Origin of the sequence: Paenibacillus rigui (assembly GCF_002234615.1) — a bacterium.
GTDB lineage: Bacteria > Bacillota > Bacilli > Paenibacillales > NBRC-103111 > Paenibacillus_S > Paenibacillus_S rigui.
Map to the genome: position 1 here is coordinate 49658 of NZ_NMQW01000043.1, position 16302 is coordinate 65959.

General features: G+C 54.1%; 14 protein-coding genes. 2 read left to right on the forward strand and 12 right to left on the reverse strand.

Annotated elements, in window-relative coordinates; translation table 11 throughout:
* Nucleotides 1–121 precede the first annotated feature (121 nt).
* Nucleotides 122–1540: a discoidin domain-containing protein gene (locus CF651_RS32520; RefSeq protein ID WP_179232983.1), complete on the forward strand. Its 1419-nt coding sequence runs from the start codon at nt 122–124 to the stop codon at nt 1538–1540.
* A gap of 535 nt (nt 1541–2075) precedes the next feature.
* On the opposite strand, the gene CF651_RS25000 is transcribed toward CF651_RS32520, so the two are convergent.
* From CF651_RS25000 to CF651_RS25045, 10 genes are all read right to left on the reverse strand, one after another.
* The gene (locus tag CF651_RS25000) at nt 2076–2621 is read right to left on the reverse strand and encodes a glutathione peroxidase (RefSeq protein WP_094017609.1); all 546 of its coding nucleotides are present in this window, start codon (nt 2619–2621) and stop codon (nt 2076–2078) included.
* Between the two features lie 4 nt (nt 2622–2625).
* The gene (locus CF651_RS25005) at nt 2626–3075 is read right to left on the reverse strand and encodes a MarR family winged helix-turn-helix transcriptional regulator (protein ID WP_094017610.1); all 450 of its coding nucleotides are present in this window, start codon (nt 3073–3075) and stop codon (nt 2626–2628) included.
* 493 nt (nt 3076–3568) lie between these two features.
* Nucleotides 3569–3781 carry a DUF948 domain-containing protein gene (locus CF651_RS25010; protein ID WP_094017611.1) on the reverse strand — a complete coding sequence of 71 codons (213 nt, stop codon included), beginning with the start codon at nt 3779–3781 and terminating at the stop codon, nt 3569–3571.
* A gap of 100 nt (nt 3782–3881) precedes the next feature.
* The gene (locus CF651_RS25015) at nt 3882–6008 is read right to left on the reverse strand and encodes an S-layer homology domain-containing protein (protein WP_179232984.1); all 2127 of its coding nucleotides are present in this window, start codon (nt 6006–6008) and stop codon (nt 3882–3884) included.
* A 262-nt stretch (nt 6009–6270) separates the two neighbouring features.
* The gene (locus CF651_RS25020; protein WP_094017613.1) at nt 6271–7098 is read right to left on the reverse strand and encodes a sugar phosphate isomerase/epimerase family protein; all 828 of its coding nucleotides are present in this window, start codon (nt 7096–7098) and stop codon (nt 6271–6273) included.
* Between the two features lies 1 nt (nt 7099).
* Nucleotides 7100–8410 carry an ABC transporter substrate-binding protein gene (locus CF651_RS25025; RefSeq protein WP_245856144.1) on the reverse strand — a complete coding sequence of 437 codons (1311 nt, stop codon included), beginning with the start codon at nt 8408–8410 and terminating at the stop codon, nt 7100–7102.
* 172 nt (nt 8411–8582) lie between these two features.
* The gene (locus CF651_RS25030; protein ID WP_094017614.1) at nt 8583–10205 is read right to left on the reverse strand and encodes a response regulator transcription factor; all 1623 of its coding nucleotides are present in this window, start codon (nt 10203–10205) and stop codon (nt 8583–8585) included.
* Nucleotides 10183–11946 (reverse strand): sensor histidine kinase, encoded by a 1764-nt coding sequence (locus CF651_RS25035; RefSeq protein ID WP_179232985.1) that lies wholly within the window; start codon nt 11944–11946, stop codon nt 10183–10185. Before CF651_RS25035 ends, CF651_RS25030 begins: the two co-directional genes overlap by 23 nt.
* A gap of 118 nt (nt 11947–12064) precedes the next feature.
* On the reverse strand, nt 12065–12910 hold the full coding sequence (locus CF651_RS25040; protein ID WP_094017616.1) for a carbohydrate ABC transporter permease: 846 nt from the start codon (nt 12908–12910) through the stop codon (nt 12065–12067).
* Entirely contained in the window at nt 12907–13863 is a 957-nt protein-coding gene (locus CF651_RS25045) for a carbohydrate ABC transporter permease (RefSeq protein ID WP_094017646.1), read from the reverse strand. The genes CF651_RS25040 and CF651_RS25045 overlap by 4 nt, the downstream gene beginning before the upstream one ends.
* A 262-nt stretch (nt 13864–14125) precedes the next feature.
* Between CF651_RS25045 and CF651_RS25050 the strand changes: the two genes are divergently transcribed.
* Nucleotides 14126–14839: a hypothetical protein gene (locus CF651_RS25050; protein WP_094017617.1), complete on the forward strand. Its 714-nt coding sequence runs from the start codon at nt 14126–14128 to the stop codon at nt 14837–14839.
* A 34-nt stretch (nt 14840–14873) separates the two neighbouring features.
* Here the strand turns inward: CF651_RS25050 and CF651_RS25055 are convergent, their stop codons facing one another.
* Both CF651_RS25055 and CF651_RS25060 read right to left on the reverse strand, forming a co-directional pair.
* Nucleotides 14874–15245 (reverse strand): hypothetical protein, encoded by a 372-nt coding sequence (locus tag CF651_RS25055; protein WP_094017618.1) that lies wholly within the window; start codon nt 15243–15245, stop codon nt 14874–14876.
* Complete coding sequence (locus CF651_RS25060) at nt 15242–16273, reverse strand: LLM class flavin-dependent oxidoreductase (RefSeq protein ID WP_094017619.1); 1032 nt, start codon at nt 16271–16273, stop codon at nt 15242–15244. Before CF651_RS25060 ends, CF651_RS25055 begins: the two co-directional genes overlap by 4 nt.
* Nucleotides 16274–16302: the final 29 nt, after the last annotated feature.

Consider the following 16302-nt stretch of genomic DNA (forward strand, 5'->3'; position numbering starts at 1 on the left):
TCCTTTTTGTTTTCTATACTCTACTATTGTAAGCGCTATCAATAATTGCCTGTAATTCGTTCGAAGGGAGGAGCTTCAAGTTCACCGCTTTCCCAATCTGATTTTTCAGGAGGAACCACCGATGACCACACGCGCTATGAAGTTGAATTTCCCTTATCCTCGCCAGACGTTGTATTTATTCCTGTCCATTTGTCTATTCCTGCTGCTGATGGTTGTATTTACTTCCCGTCCCATTCACGCCGCTACAGTCAATTGCAGCACGGCCTCATGCTTGCAAACCGCCCTTACCAACGCGCAGCCGGGCGATACGATCGTCTTAAACGCGGGAACTACCTTCAGCGGAAATTTCGTTCTGGCAGCCAACGGAACAGCGGCTAGTCCGATCACGCTCAAAAGCTCCAGTGCCACGAGTAAGGCCATTTTGAACGGCGGGGGAACCGGCAGCGGTTATACCGTCTATATTACCGGCGACTATTGGGTCGTTCAGGACCTCAAGGTGACGAATGCCAAAAAAGGGATCATGCTGGACAACGCCAATTACACGCTGATTGACGGAGCCGAGGTGTACAATATCGGGGAGGAAGGCGTTCATTACCGCGACGGCAGCTCCTATAACAAGATTCAGAACTCGTACGTCCATGATACGGGCCAAGTGACCGCCGATTATGGCGAAGGCGTGTATGTCGGGTCCGACCAAGGCAAATGGGGAACCTATGTGAAAGCAACGAATTACAACACGATCACCAATGTGACGATCGGACCTAATGTCACGGCAGAGCATGTAGATATCAAGGAAGGCTCGACCGGCACCATCGTAGAAAACTGCACGTTCAACGGAACCGGCATCAGCGGCGCCAACTCTGCAGACAGCTTCATCGACGTGAAAGGAAACAATGACATCATCCGCAACAATACAGGCTACCGCAACAACAACAGCATCATTGTCGACGCCTTCCAGGTGCATCAACGGGTTACCGGGTGGGGACAGAACGCAACCTTTACCGGCAATACCGTTTATCTGGATACGGCAGCGCCTTATGTCGTTACGACCGATGCGAACGGAACGGCGACCGCCTCCGGCAATACCCGCAGCCCGTCAGGCAATATGTACAGCGGGAATGTGACAGTCGCGAACGGCAGCACCTCATCCAAGCTGTCCGTACCGGGGACGAGTGTGACCGCAAGCAGCGATGATGGCAACGTGCCGGCCAATACAGTGGATGGCAGCCTGAGCACCCGCTGGTCCGCCAACGGCGACGGGCAGTGGATCCGCTACGATCTGGGACCCAGCAAAACGGTGGATCGGATCAAAATTTCCTGGTACCAAGGAGATGTGCGGAGCTCCTCCTTTCAGATCGAGGTGTCAGCAGACGGAACGAGCTGGACAACGGTCTACACCGGAGCCAGCAGCGGTTCGACGCTCAATCTCGAAACGGTTGACATTGCCGACCAAAGTGCACGGTATGTGCGAATTGTCGGACACGGTAACACGGTGAATACTTGGAACAGTATTACCGAAACGGAAATTTGGGGACAATGAACAGGAAAATAGCAGGGTAAGATGAGGAAGCCTTTTAAGAAGCCCTACGAAGATGAGCGGCAGCGTTCTAGGGAAGGGTTCTTTCACCAAAACGTCCGCTTGGGGTTGGTCCGACCGCCATGCAGAGCGGCAACACGCGCGTTGGATATGTAAGCAGGCTTTCGTTTCGCAAATGCAGGCTTTCCTGGCGCTTTGCAGCAAAACAAAAACGGCCGGGTTAGGGGCTCTCCCCTTCCCGACCGTTTTGTTACATTATACTCGACCCAGCAGCGTCAAGCTGCTGGACAACGGCCCAAGAGCATCCAATGCTTCTTATCGAACCATTTGCCGATTGCAGAGCGCTGCTTGTTCCGTTCCTGCGGAAACATGTCGTTATGTTCAGGCTTCCATCCCATAGTTGGACAAATTATTTAATGATAACGGGTCGGTCCGACAAATTTTGCTCCACGTGCAACAATTTTATATCGGTTTGTGTCGCTTGCGGCGCTCTTCCGTTCTGCTCTCAGGTACCTTGCTGCAGCGAACCGTCGAACCGTTACAGCAGCGATTGAATCGTGGACTCCATGTCCATCGGCTCTTCTGTCGGCTCGAAGCGCGCGACTACATTGCCTTCGCGGTCGATAATAAACTTCGTGAAGTTCCATTTCACCGAATCACCTAATAATTGCTCCGGAAACTTCTCCTGCAGAAATGCGTTCAGCATTTTGCCGCTGGCATTGGTTAGATCAAAGCCCTTGAACGGCGCCTGCTCCGTTAAATATTGGAACAACGGATGCGCATCCGCTCCGCGCACGTCCGTTTTCTCGAACAGCGGGAAGCTTACGCCATAATTCATTTGGCAAAAGGCCTCGACCTCCGTATGACTTCCCGGCTCCTGCTCAGCAAATTGATTGCTCGGGAAGCCCAAAATTTCCAAGCCTTGCTCACGGTATTTCTCATACAGCTTTTGCAGGTCGCTGTACTGCGGGGTAAATCCGCATTTGCTGGCTGTGTTGGCGACAATCAGCACTTTTCCTTTGTAATCGGCCATGGAGCCTTCTTTTCCTCTAATGCTGGTGACTGGGATATCATAAATAGACATAAGATCATTCCTCCGATTTGAATTGTTGGATGGTGTGGGTCAGCTGTGTCAGCTGCTTTCGCCATTGACTGATTTCCTGAGGGTCTAAGCCCAAATGACAGAATACCTTCTCTGGAATCTCGTACGCACGTTCCTTCAGAGCCTTGCCCTGCTCGGTCAATTGGATTAATACATTGCGTTCATCCTTCACGTCGCGCACCCGCCGAATAAGCCCCATTTGCTCCAGCCGCTTCAGCAGCGGCGTCAAAGTGCCTGAATCGAGGTACAGTCGGGCACCAAGCTCTTTCACAGTAATGTCGTCTTCCTCCCAAAGGGCTAGCAAGGTCACATACTGCGTATAGGTGAGGCCCAGCTCTTCGAGATGGGGACGGTATATCTTCGTGATTTCCCGGGACAAAGCATAGACGGCAAAGCAGAGCTGATTGTCCAGCTTCAGCAGTTGCTCGCGCTCCATATCTGCCTCCCACCTTCATTTAGATTTTGTAAGATTAAATTGTGCACAATTTGTTTATGGGTTTACTTTACCATCGACCTTTCCAAAAGTCAAATGGTTCTTTTCACAGGCAGCGAATGCTGATTCAACTCCGTCTCATCCGGTTAATGAATGGCAAAAGACTTGAATAAGGAGAGTCGCTTATGCTGATGTCCTATGAATCTATCTTGTTTGCCGCTGTTTTATTATCTCTCCCTTTGGCGGTTGTATTTATTTACATATACAATCGCAACAAAATTTAGCGCTGATTCCCACAAAGAACGATTCCAGCCTGCTTGCCGTGGTTAAAGCACCGCCCAAGTGTTTCTTACGCGCTATGTGACGCAACAACAAAGGAGCCGCCCGCGGCAGCTCCTTTAGATTGCTTGCTTTTAGACCCCAGAGACGCTGCGGGCAAGCCAGCCCTTTCGGGTTCAACAGCTTACTCTGCTTCGCCACCGCTGCATACCTCTTGTCAGGCCTGATTCTCCTTCGGCTTCCGGTTATCCTCCGCCTGCTCCCGCTCCTCCAACTGCCGGCTCATCCTCGTCAGCTGTTCCTCCAGTCGTCGAAGCGTGCGGGTATTCTCCTTCGAATTTCGAACCAAGACCACAACCGCATAAATAATAAATATCCAAAATGCCGCCAACAACAGCTGAATAAACATTGTCGTCCATTCAAAATGCATGCTCCAGCCCCCTCAAGGTCATTCTACCGCTCAAACAAACAGGGTAATCATACCATAAAAGGAAGCCGAAAGGACTTCCAGCTTGCAGATCGGCATCTGCTTAGTTCGGCCGCTTCTCCAGCTTCTGAAGTCCGCGCTCCTGCAAATTCCGCAAAAACTGCAGGGCCTCCGAACGCGTCAGCCGCTCACCGCCCGCGTAGCCTGCCACCGTAGAAGCCGTTTTGCCTTGCGAGTATCCTGCGTCCAACAGAAAGCGGATGGCATCGTCATCACTCGCATAGTTATGCCCGCTCACCCCGGCGATCAGCTGTGCAACCTGAGCGCGTTTCAGCGCCTGGCTTCTGAGCTCCCGGTTGGCCGTGCTGTCCTGCAGACCCAGATTAAGCGCGGCGGCATAGCCGTAATACTTGTCACTCCAATCGCCGGATGCCGAGACGCCGGCGGAATCCAATGCTTCAGTGCTGCCCGGATACATCCGGAACAGCATCGCCAAAAACTCGGCCTCGGTCACTTCACCGTCAGGCCGGAACGTTCCATCCGCATAGCCGTCGATGATGCTATACTGCTGTGCCCATTGAATCGTAGCCTGTGCCCAATGGGAGCTAATATCCGTAAAATTCATGGCTTTGGCAGCAGCCGCCCCCGTTCCTTGTCCCTGTTCTTGACCCAGCTGCTCCACGATGCCGGGAACCGCCCCGCCTTGATTCGGTGTTACAGAGAAGTCGAAGCTGTAGGCCGCGCCCCCATAGGTGGCCGTAATCCTCGCCTTTCCTTCGGAAATCCCATAAATCATGCCGTCGCTGATCTTCACCTTCGATGAATCCGTAGTAAATTGGACGGAAGAGGTCACATCACTCTCACTGCCGCTGCTGGTTCTCGCCATAATGGAAGGGACCTTGATGCTCGAGCCCACGGGAACCGAGGAACGGAAGCTATTCGCATACAGGGTCGAAATGGTGTCCGACTGCGTTGTAAAGCTCCAATCGTAGGTTTTGTTCGTGCTCGATCCGCTTTCAAAGTCGCTGCTCAGGGTAACGCTGGCATTCACCTTATAGGTTGTATTGTTCTTGAGCGGCTCTTTGGGTATGAATATGAGTCCGTAGCTGTTCCCGCCCTTGTTGGAATCCACCAGATAGTAGTCTACATTATTGCCGGAGGGATCCGTAATCTGAGCACTACGGAAGGATAGCTTATTCCCTGTCGAGGTGCTGATGGTAATCGGATAACCTACCTTGGCGCCCGCTTTTCCGTAGGAGCTCAGCGGATTCGGCGTTTCATACGCCATCCAATAGGCCGGAATCCCGGTTTGGCCATTGTAAGGATAATACACAAGCCCGTTATCCTTGCTGTCATATATAATACTCTTCTTCCCAGGGTCAATCACCGTATAACCGTTCGATACACCGACGCCGACATCGCGGAACGATGGCATCAGTAAGATAAACCGATGGAACGGGGCATCGATGAGCATTTGTGTCGCCCCTGACGATGACGCTGAGGTCGGCGCTACGGTCTCCCCTACGCCCGAGCTGGCGTAGCCGAAGGCTCTGGCCCTGTCCCCAGGCCCGGCACCGGAAAACCAGAGCTTGCCGGATGTTTCGTCATGCCCCATCCGCTTGTCTGCATCCTGGTAGTTCGCATGAGCCTGTGCCGCCTTGTTCAAGCTGTCGTCAAACGTAAGCGGAGCTGCCCCTACAGCAGTCCGCAGTGTGTTGAGCAGGTCCAGCGATGCCTTGCGGTGTGCAGCCAGCCTGGACATATCGACGCCGGAATACACATCCAGCGTCGATTGGGGAACCGCCGGCTCCGTATACAACGGTGGGGTGATCGGATTTTGCTCCTCCTCCGCAGTAACCGTAATCGGAACGGTTGCGGTTAAGTTCTGGAATTGAATGTGCAGCACCGTGCTGCCCTCGGCTACGGAGAATACCGCCCCCTCGCTGTTCACAGTCGCCACAGCAGTGTCCTCGACCCAGTAGGTACACTGGGAGGTAACATTATCTGCTACCCCGAACCCCCCCATAGCATAAATCCCTGTCGTGAAGCGTGTGCGGAGGGAGATATCGATTTTCGATACACCTACGGACAGACGCGTATACTGCGGTGTCCCGTATGTGGAGGAGGTGACTGATGACGCTGCCGCGACGGAAGCTCCTGCAGGCAGAATAGAAAAAGGCAGCTGCGACAGCAAAAGCGCCGCAGCAAGTGGTTTCACGATACGTTTCAATGGAATCATCCTTTAGTCATATAATCATTGGGATAAAAGGCGTGGCGAATGACATCCAAATTACCCAACAGTTGGATATTCTACATGCAAGGCAGAAAGTCCTTCCAAAATTCGACAAAAATTTTATAAAGGCCTAGGCAAACGCCAAGAAATGAGGGACCATGGTCCCTCCCGCCCGCCAGCTTCCGGGATAATTTCCGGCCCGCAGCAAAAAAAGAGCCGCCCCCACCTGCTAGGGGACAGCTCTCTTAGCTTCAAAAAATTAGTTCCACTCGATCTCCGCTTCTTCAAGCAAGCTTTTCAATGCTCTTACCGCTACCACGAACAGCTCCGGGCCGCTGAAGCCCTGGAACGTCTCCGCGGCGGACAAATGCGGCTCCAGCGACATGAAGCCATTGTATCCGCGCTGCTTCAACGTGCCGATCAAATCCCGCAGCTCGCCGTCGCCTTCTCCGGCCGGTACCACCTTGCCGCTCTCCAGCAGCGCGTCCTTGATGTGAATATACTCGATGTAGGGTGCAACCAGCGGGTAAGCCTCCGACATCGGACGTACGCCGCACTGCACGAAGTTGGCCGGATCGAACGCCGCCCGCAGCTTGTCGGAATCGCAAGCTTGCAAAATCTCCAGACAACGCTCGCCGTTGTCGCCATAAATCTCTTTCTCATTTTCATGCAGCAGCATGATGTTCTCCTGCTCGGCCAGACGGGCCAGCTGCTTCATCCGGCTCAGCACTTCTTCGCGATAGCCTGCAGGGTCCTCCCCTTCCGGAATGAAGAAGGAGAAGATGCGGATATACGGTGCCCCGAAATAACGGGCCAGCTCGATAGCTTTCCGGAAATCGGTCAGATGCGGCTCAAAGTCATCGGTGATTTGAATCTTGCCGATCGGCGAGCCGATCGAGGAGACGCGGAAGCCGCGTGCATCCAGCCGTTCCTTTACGCGCGCCGCCTCCTCGTCGGTCAATTGGAGCACGTTCTTGCCCCATACGCCGCGCAGCTCCAGGTGGCTAGTGCCTTCCGACGCCAATACGTCGAGCTGTATTTCCAAATCCGGTGATATTTCGTCTGCAAATCCAGTCAGTGTAATCATCTTATTGATAGTCCTTCGCTTTCTTCACTAATTCATCATACGCCGCTTCCGGCGTAATCTTGCCGAACATCACTTTTTCGCCGATATCCTTGAAGTCCTTGGCGGTATAGTTGCTCCACCCTTTGGCGCCCGGATTGAACGGCTGTGCATCCGGAGCTACGTTCTTGATCAGCTCGATTTGCAGCTTGTCCGCAGCCGTCAGCTTCGGCGTCAAGTATTCGAGCACCTTTTTGGAAACCGGCACGCCTCTTGTCGTCGTCAAAATATCCGCCGCTTCCTGGTCGTTCACGAACCAGTCGATAAATTTCTTCGAGGCCTCGACGTTTTTGGAATCCGCGCTGACCGACCAGAACATGGACGGCTTCAGGAAGCCGCTGGACTGAGCGCCCTTCGGCTGCGTCACCAGCGTGTAAGCCCCCGGTTTCACGCCTTCATAGCCCGGGAACAGTGCCGCGAAGCTGCGTTTCATCAATACGGTGTCATTGTTCATCAAGTCCATCTTGGCGTCCGATTCTTTATCGGTCGTAGCGATATCCGGAGGAGGAACGATGCCGTCTTTGCGTAAATCCGCATATTTTTTCACGAACGTAAGGTACGTGTCTTTATCGATATTAAATTTGCCGTCTACCGTAATCGGGTAGCCTTTGCCTTGGCTGATCTGATAGGAGGAATACACCGTATAATCGTTCGTCGCATCCATCAGCGCGTATTTATCCTTCTCCAGCTTGGCTTTCGCATCCTTGCCGAATTGGAAATATTGATCCCACGTCCAGCCGTTGGCCGGAGGCGTAATGCCAAGCTTGTCGACCGCATTCTTGTTGAATACCATGCCCGTCGCGTTATTCCCAAGCGGAATCGCGTACAGCTTGTCTTTGTACTTGCCGGAATCGACGAGTGATTTATCGATATCCGCCGTATTGATGCCCTGGGACAGATCCGCCAGCTGATTTCTGGCGCTGTATTCAGCGAGCCAAGCCGGGTCCATCTGGATGATGTCAGGTGCGTTTTTCGCTGCAGCTTGGGTTGCCAGCTTGTCGGCATAGCCGTCGAAGCCGGAAAACTCCGGTTCAAAGGTCACATTCGGATGTTTTTTCGTGTAGGCATCCAGCGCCTTCAAGGTAGCGTCATGTCTGGCCTGTGAGCCCCACCACACAATGCGCAGCTTGACCGGCTTGTCCCCGCCCGCTGCCGCATCCCCGCTCGCTTGACCGGCTTCATTCGGCTTGGTATTCGCGCCGCAGGCGGCCAAGCTCACTGCTGTAAGCGCTGTAACCGATAGCAAACCCCATCTTTTTATCTGCTTGTTCATCATCTTGTTAACCCCTTCCTGTATTCAGGTCCATGGTGGCAAAGCCGTCCGACGAAAGGAACGATGGTGCCGGATAACTCCATTCATCAGCAGCGCTTCTAGCTACATTATATAAATCAAAGGGTCCAACAAAAATAAGAGTAATGAACACATTTATACCACAATCGGGCACAAACTATTTTTTGCCGAGCTCGCTGGGATTCATACCGTAATGCTTTTTGAAAATCGAGCTGAAATAGGCGACGTTCTTGTAGCCCACCTTCTCCGCAATCTCGTAGATCATGTGCTTCCCTTCCGCCAGCAGCGCCTTGGCCTTCTCCATCCGGACACGGATCAAATAGTTCGTAAACGTTTCACCCGTCGCTTTCTTGAACATCCGGTTCAAATAATTGCGGGATAAATACAGCTGCTTGGACAAATCCTCCAGCCCGATTTCCTCCGCATAATGCTCGTGCGCGTAATGAAGCATGAAATCGATGGCGTCCTTATGCTTGGAATGCTCGCTCCAGCCGCGGTGGGAGGCGATGCCATGGATTTTATGCTGCAGCCACTCCCTCAGCCCTTCGATCGTGTGAACCTTGGCAATTTCCTGCGCAGCGGGAAGGTCGGGGAACAAGTCATCCAGCACCACGCCTGTGCTATATAGCGAATAGGCGAGGATGGTCCACAGCTCCGTGCATAAGTATTGCAGATACGCCGGCGTGATCGACGGCATCTGACGGAGCTGCTCCAAATAGGCGTCCACGATCGCAAGCGTCGCCTCCTCCTTGGAGTACACAATCGCCTCGGCCATCTCCTGATAAAACTTGATGGGCCGAATCGTAAAGGCGGGCTCCTCCATGCCGGACATTCCGGACATGCCGGACATGCGGGTCCCCTCGTCCCCGGTCAGCGTTTGCTGCAGCAGGTCCAGAAAGGCCTCCTCTGTGGAGTCGGAGAGCTGCCGCCAATCCGTCTTAACCCTCCCCAGCCCCGTGCGGATGCTCAGCTTCAAATAGGTCTGCGTGCATTCCGCAAGATAGCCGCCAATCCGGCGAATGCGGTCCAGAGCTTCCTCGTCAGACTGCCCGAGAGGGATGTGAAACACAATGGCCGCATGGTGGCTGTGCAGCTCGATGAAATCCGATGCCGGCCAATCCCGCTCCAGCACTTCACAGATGATGTTGGCCAGCGCAAATCGGAACAAGCTCCAATCCGTCAGCGTCAGGTTCGAGATGCGGTCCGTTCCCATCAGCTCGATCCCCATCACGACATGCTTGCGCCGAAGCCATCTTTCAACGTCTACCGGTTCCATGCTTTCTTCGGCCATCGTCCGCTCCAGCGTTCCTGTCACGACCGACTTCAACCATTCCTTCTGCACGAAAGGCTCGTACATCATCAGCCTGCGCCGGGTCTCCTCCTGCTCCAGCTTCTCGAGCTCCTTGCTCTCAAGCTCACGGATGACGCGCTCCAGCACGCTGCCCAGCTCTTCCATCGTCACCGGCTTCGACAAGTAATCGCTCACCTGCAGCCGCAGCGCCTGGCGCGCATACTGGAAGTCGGAATAGCCGCTCAGAATGACGATTTCTCCCGAGAAGCCCTCCTGCTTCAACTGCTCTATCATCTCCAGCCCGTTCATGACCGGCATATAAATATCCGTAATAATAATGTCCGGGCTCGTTTCCTTTACTTTCTGAAGCCCCTCCTGCCCGTCCATGGCTTCCCCTGCCCATTCCGCCTCCAGCCGTTCCCATGGGATCGATTTCTTCATCCCTTCCAGCACTTGAAAATCATCATCAATAATGAGTACTCTCCACATGGAACTTCTCCTCCACCTCAAGTTTGTTGTGTATCGCAGGCAGCAGAATCAACACTTCCGTCCCTTCTCCATCCCTATTGCGCATGCTCACACCATATGGCTGCCCGAAATAAGCCGCCATCCGGTCCATCACATTGCGGACTCCGTAACCGCCCGTCCTGCGCGGCTTCGGCGCGTCCCAGCCCGGCTTCAGTCCGACGCCGTTGTCGGTAACGGTAATCTCCACGTTCGAGTCCCTTCTTCTCACCTCGACGCGGACCTCTCCGGCTCTTCTTCCATGAAACCCGTGAATAAATGCATTCTCTACAAAAGGCTGTATCGTTAACCGTGGAATATACAGATCGTTCAGCTCGTCCTCGACTTCAATCGAATACTTGAGCCGTTCTCCCCAGCGAACACTTTGAATTTGCAGGTAGCAGTCCACATGCGTCAGCTCATCCCGGATCGGGATGACCGTTTCCCCGTTGGAGAGGCCGATGCGGAACATTTTCCCCATGAGCGATACAATTTTGCTGATCTTCTCTTGTCCCGAGTCGATAGCAATCCAATTCAACTGATCCAGCGTGTTATATAAAAAGTGAGGATTAATCATCGCCTGCAGCGCCAAAATCTCCGCCTCCCGCTGACGCTTATGCTGCGCTTGAAGCGATTGCAGCAGCTCGTCGATGCGTTCCATCTGGCGGCGGTAGCCGTTGAACAGGCTGCCGAATTCGTTCTTATAGTCGACCGGCAGGTCTACCGTAGCGCCCTTGGCCGGTACCCGCCCCATCATCGCGAGCAGCAGCCGGATCGGCTTTGTGAACTGCCTCGACAGAAACAACGTAAAGAACGAAGCGATGAAGATCGCCGTCAGGCCGATGGAGACGAGAATATAAGCAAGGCGGACACTGCCGTGCACAATATTTTTCCATGGCGTAATCTCGACGAGTGTCCAGTCGGAACGCACCTTGCTCCAGACGAGCAAAGACTCCTCTCCTTGACTCGCGGGCATATGAATGTAGTTGGACTTGGCATCCTTACTGCCGATCAGCTCCAGCTCGGTGCTGCTTAGCGCCGGCTTTCCGATCGCAGCGATGGTTCGCCCTCCCGCATCCAGCAGCAGCCGGTTCTTCTCTTTACCGTCCGTCTCCCCCCGCACCAGGCTTTCAATCGCCGAGGCCTTCACGTTGAGCATAAGCAGCCCGTAGTATTTGTCGGAATTGTTGTACAGCTTGCGGGCAAAGGTGACGAACTGCTGCGGCCCCGAATAGGTGGGCAGCGTCCGTTCCCCGATCCAGGTGAAGTCATTTTTCTGAATCTCGGGATACCACGGCTCGTCCCGCACATGCTGCATATCGAGAATTTGCACAGGTGCCTGGGCATCGGTAAGCGAAGGATTATCGATGTATAAATAAATGGACTGCACCATCGTGGTGCTATAGGTGATGCTGGAGAGCATCCTCAGCATGTCGTCCTTGCGGCGAAACCGTTCGAAGGAATCCTTTTCAAACGGGTCATAACCGATCGTGTTCATATTCCGCGATGCCGCGAGCGACATTTGCTCGATCGATTTGAGCTGGATATCGAGCTGCTTGTTCAGCTCGTTGAGCAAATCCTGCTGGTAGTACGACGTCGTATCCGCCAGCTCCCGGGACGTAATGCTGTAGCTGATCCACGTAAAAACGAGCAATAGGACCGAAATAAAGGCAGCAAAGCTGCTAAAAAACAAGCGGTCGATCCGCACGCGTTTGAATAAATTCATCCGGACTCTCCTTCCATGGCCATGCATCCAAGACGGTAGGCCCGATACAGACGGCTGCTTGGAATAAGGCAAAAAAGCTGCACAATATCGCAGCTTTTCATAAGTAGCGTCTATGATTTTACCCCTTCACTGCACCGGAGGCAATGCCATCCACAAAATGCCGCTGAGCCATGAAGAAAATGATGAGCGAAGGAATGACCGATACGAGTGACATCGCGAGCAGCTGGCCCCAAGGCAGGGCCGACTGGCTGTCGACGAACAGCTTGAGGGCAAGCCCCACCGTATATTTATCGACCGAGTTGATGTACAGCAGGTGGCCGAAGAAGTCATCCCAGTTCCAGAGGAAGCAGTAGATCGCAACCGTCACGAGCGCCGGCTTCGTCAAAGGCATAATGATCCGCCAGTAGATGCCGAACCAGCTGCAGCCGTCCATTTTGGCCGACTCGTCCAGGTCCTTCGGAATCGCCCGGATAAACTGAATGAGCAGGAAAATAAAGAACGGTCCGCCGATGCCGCCCGCGAGTGCGTGCGGTACATAGAACGGCAGGTACGTGTTAATCCAGCCGAAGGCATTGAACATAATGTATTGAGGAACCATCGTCACCTGACTCGGCAGCATCAAGGTCACCATCAGAATAGAGAACCAGAAGTTTTTGAGCGGAAAATCCAAACGGGCGAAGCCGAAGGCCACAATACTGCAGGAAAGCACGGACGTGATCAGAACGCCCAGAATCAGCTCGAACGTGTTGATATAGAAATGGGTGAACGTATATTTCGGCAGCGCAACCCAGCCATCCGTGAAATTGCTCCACAGCCATTCGGTCGGGAACAGATTGGGCGAGCTCATCTCGTCATTGGACTTGAATGCGGCCCCCACCCACCACAGAATCGGATACACCATGATGATACTGAATACGGCTAAGAAGATATGAGAACCGATGGTTCGGCGTTGGATTGAACTCATTTCTTGCGTCCTCCTTCTGTCTCGTAGAATACCCAGTAGCGGGACGATGCGAAGATCAGGGCTGTCGCAATCGCAATAATGACCAGGAGAATCCAGGCCAGCGCGGACGCGTAACCCATGTCATAGCGGGCGAAGGCTCTGTCGTACAAATACAGCGCATACATATAGGTCGAGTTGACCGGACCGCCCTTCGTAATGATGAACGCCTGCGTGAACATCTGGAACGAACCGATCGTTTGCAGCACGAGATTGAACAGCAGCACCGGAGAGAGCATCGGCAGCGTGATGTTGAAAAATTGTCTGAGCTTCGACGCACCGTCCACCGAGGATGCTTCATACAGCTCCGACGGAATTTGCTTCAGCCCTGCAAGGAAGATAACCATCGAGGAGCCGAACTGCCAGGCCACCAATATAATCAATGTGCCGAGTGCGGTACCCGGACTGCTGATCCAGCTGATCCCTTTGACGCCGAATACGCTGAGAAACTTGTTGATAAAGCCGTCGATTCCAAAAATATTTTTCCACAAAACCGCAACCGCAATACTGCTGCCGATCAGCGACGGCAAATAAATAAACGTACGGTACACGGAGATGCCTTTAATCTTCTTGTTGAGCAGCATCGCGACCAGCAGGGCGCTTAACAGCTTTAACGGGACAGACAGAACGACAAACATCAGGGTAACATAGAGCGATTGCCGGAACGTTTCATCGTCGCTGAAAATCCGTTCATAGTTTCTCATGCCGACCCATTCGGGGGCATCGAGCAGGGTAAACTTGGTAAATGAATAATAGATGGACCGGATCATCGGCCATAACGTTAACAGCAAGAAGCCAAGCAGCCATGGGGAGATGAATAAATATCCGGCCCAAGGCGATTCCCAGCGGCCTTTCAATATGAAGGCGGAGGCCCGCTTTTGAGCCTTTTGGGAAATGGTCGTAGATTGTGTACGCATATCGGGCTCACCCTTTTCTTCAGAAAGTAACTTTGTACCTTCAGTATAAAAGAGCCCTCCGGCTGCGAAAATGAGAGGATTGAACACAACTTCACCAAAATCGAACACAATCCCCAACCCAGACGACAGTTGTTCTTAAAACCTCCTATAATTCTTTGAAGGATTCGACACGACCGTGAATCGAATTCATAAGTATACCGCAAAAGCCGCACGAGAACCGGGCTATTGTTATCTGTACAATCCAATAAAAGGAGCTGTTTGTATGGAAACGTTTTGGCAAATCAGGGAGTTTTCGAAGGTCATCGGCAAGCATCACAATACGGTGGACGGCTGGTTCAAGCAGATGGAGGAGCGCCGGCTTCATTATATCAACCGCGCAGGGCATGAGAAGGTATACGATGAGCTGGACCTGCAAATCGCACGATACATCTATGAATGGAGGGAAAAAGGGTGGTCGCTGGAGGGCATCTTCGGCCAGCTGGCGGAGCATTGCGAGCTTCGTCCGTTTCCGAAGGACTACGACCTCGCCGCACAGCTGCAAGCCCCTTCCATCGACGTGATCAAAAACCAGCTGGTCCAGGAAATGCGGACCGCCTTCGAGGAGGTTGCAGCCGCCCAACTGAAGGAGCTCGAGCGGATGTACGAGCAGTGGACTGTGCCCGAGCTTCCCCTTCATCCGCTTCCGCTGTACCCGTCCCGGCTGGAGCTGCGCAAGCAGCGGCTGGCCGATGTCATCACACGCAAACGGATTGAGATCCAACTGGAGCAAACGGCGCTTCACCTTTGGTCCACCAAGCCGGCCTCCGAGCGGCTGCGGAGGGTCGGCCTATTCCGCAAGGAGGAAAACCGGGAGATGCGGGAGCTGTTCGTGAAAAGCTACGTGAACAAATATTTTGCCGACCGGGTCCGCGACGAGCTCGATTGGATGGAGCTGCATTGGCCGGAGGAAAGCGCGGAGCAGCAGGAAATCCATTAATAATTAATAAGCCGGTATCTAAGAGCAATTTACGTTACGAAGGACCCCCTTCCTGATTGAAGTGGGGTGATTTCCCGGCTTCGGGCTGCCCGAAGCCCTTTTCCGGTACGACGGCCTTCAGAGCTTTCGGATGAAACAACCCCTTCTTGACGATCGCGTCCGCCAGCTCCGCATCCTTCATTTGGATATCCATGTCCGGGATACGCACGATAAACAAGCGTTTCAAGCGGTCATACGTTACCTCGCCTACCGGCTCCAGCTCGTAGAGCGGCATTTGGCTTGAAGGCACCTTCTTCAGCTCATGCAGCAGGACGAACACCTCGCCCCAGAAGGGCAGGTCCTCGTCCGCTCGGCACGCTGTGATGGTCTGTCTCAGTTGTACCACAAGCTGCTCCTTCGTCGTCATATACGGGAACCGCCTTCCGCTTTAGACGGAAGCAGCTGGAACGCTTCGGCCAGAAGCCGGTACGACTTCAGCTTCGCTTCCATGCTGTGGGTAATGGTGACGATCATCATTTCGTCCGCCTCATACTGCTCGGCGAGCTGCTGAAGCCGCTCCTTGACCTGCTCCGGCGTGCCGACGATCATCCGCCTGCGGTTATCCTCGATCCGGCTCCGGTCGTACTCGGAGTAAGGATAATTACGCGCCATCGCCACCGTCGCCACTCCGGCGGTCTGCCGGTTCTTCTCCCGCAGCAGCAGCGTCAGATCCAGGCTCGACGCCATCTCATCCGCCTCTTCCTCGGTCTCTCCGCAGAAGGCATGGATCGCGACGAGCGACCGGGGCTTGCCGCCAACTACGGACGGCTGGAAGCTGCGGCGGTAGGCGCGCATCTCCTCGGCACCGCCATAGCCGTTGATGAAGTGGGCGAAGGCGAAGCCCGCCCCCCGTTCAGCGGCCAGCTTGGCGCTTTCGCCGCTGGAGCCGAGCAGCCACAGCTCGGGCACCGTGTCGATCAGCGGCATCGCCCGCAGATCGGCCAGCGGATGCGTATCCGGCAGCGAATCGTGGAGATAAGCGATGAGATCGTCCATCTGCTCCGGGTACCGGTCGATGCCCCTTGCCTTGCCCTCCTGCAGCGCCTGCGTTGCCAGCGGCATGCCGCCCGGCGCGCGGCCGAGGCCAAGGTCGATGCGCCCGGGGTACAGCGCCTCGAGCAGGCGGAAATTTTCCGCCACCTTGTAGGCGCTGTAGTGAGGCAGCATCACGCCGCCGGATCCGATGCGCAGCCTCGTCGTCCGTGCCGCCAGATGGCTGATAAGCACCTCAGGGCTAGAGCCGGCCAAGCTTGCCGTAAAGTGATGCTCCGACACCCAAAACCGGTGATATCCCAGCTTCTCCGTCTCCTCCGCCAGCCGTCCCGTGTTCGCCAGCGCTTCTACCGCATTGCTGCCTACCGCTACAGGCGATTGGTCCAATACACTTAATCGCATCCTCTTTGCCGCCTCCCCGCTTCGTCTTG

What these genes read in the sequence shown, in the direction of transcription:
- CF651_RS32520 (WP_179232983.1), top strand. Translation starts at nt 122, where the DNA reads ATGACCACACGCGCTATGAAGTTGAATTTCCCTTATCCTCGCCAGACG.
- CF651_RS25000 (WP_094017609.1), bottom strand. Translation starts at nt 2,621, where the DNA reads ATGTCTATTTATGATATCCCAGTCACCAGCATTAGAGGAAAAGAAGGC.
- CF651_RS25005 (WP_094017610.1), bottom strand. Translation starts at nt 3,075, where the DNA reads ATGGAGCGCGAGCAACTGCTGAAGCTGGACAATCAGCTCTGCTTTGCC.
- CF651_RS25010 (WP_094017611.1), bottom strand. Translation starts at nt 3,781, where the DNA reads ATGCATTTTGAATGGACGACAATGTTTATTCAGCTGTTGTTGGCGGCA.
- CF651_RS25020 (WP_094017613.1), bottom strand. Translation starts at nt 7,098, where the DNA reads ATGATTACACTGACTGGATTTGCAGACGAAATATCACCGGATTTGGAA.
- CF651_RS25025 (WP_245856144.1), bottom strand. Translation starts at nt 8,410, where the DNA reads ATGATGAACAAGCAGATAAAAAGATGGGGTTTGCTATCGGTTACAGCG.
- CF651_RS25030 (WP_094017614.1), bottom strand. Translation starts at nt 10,205, where the DNA reads ATGTGGAGAGTACTCATTATTGATGATGATTTTCAAGTGCTGGAAGGG.
- CF651_RS25035 (WP_179232985.1), bottom strand. Translation starts at nt 11,946, where the DNA reads ATGAATTTATTCAAACGCGTGCGGATCGACCGCTTGTTTTTTAGCAGC.
- CF651_RS25040 (WP_094017616.1), bottom strand. Translation starts at nt 12,910, where the DNA reads ATGAGTTCAATCCAACGCCGAACCATCGGTTCTCATATCTTCTTAGCC.
- CF651_RS25045 (WP_094017646.1), bottom strand. Translation starts at nt 13,863, where the DNA reads ATGCGTACACAATCTACGACCATTTCCCAAAAGGCTCAAAAGCGGGCC.
- CF651_RS25050 (WP_094017617.1), top strand. Translation starts at nt 14,126, where the DNA reads ATGGAAACGTTTTGGCAAATCAGGGAGTTTTCGAAGGTCATCGGCAAG.
- CF651_RS25055 (WP_094017618.1), bottom strand. Translation starts at nt 15,245, where the DNA reads ATGACGACGAAGGAGCAGCTTGTGGTACAACTGAGACAGACCATCACA.
- CF651_RS25060 (WP_094017619.1), bottom strand. Translation starts at nt 16,273, where the DNA reads ATGCGATTAAGTGTATTGGACCAATCGCCTGTAGCGGTAGGCAGCAAT.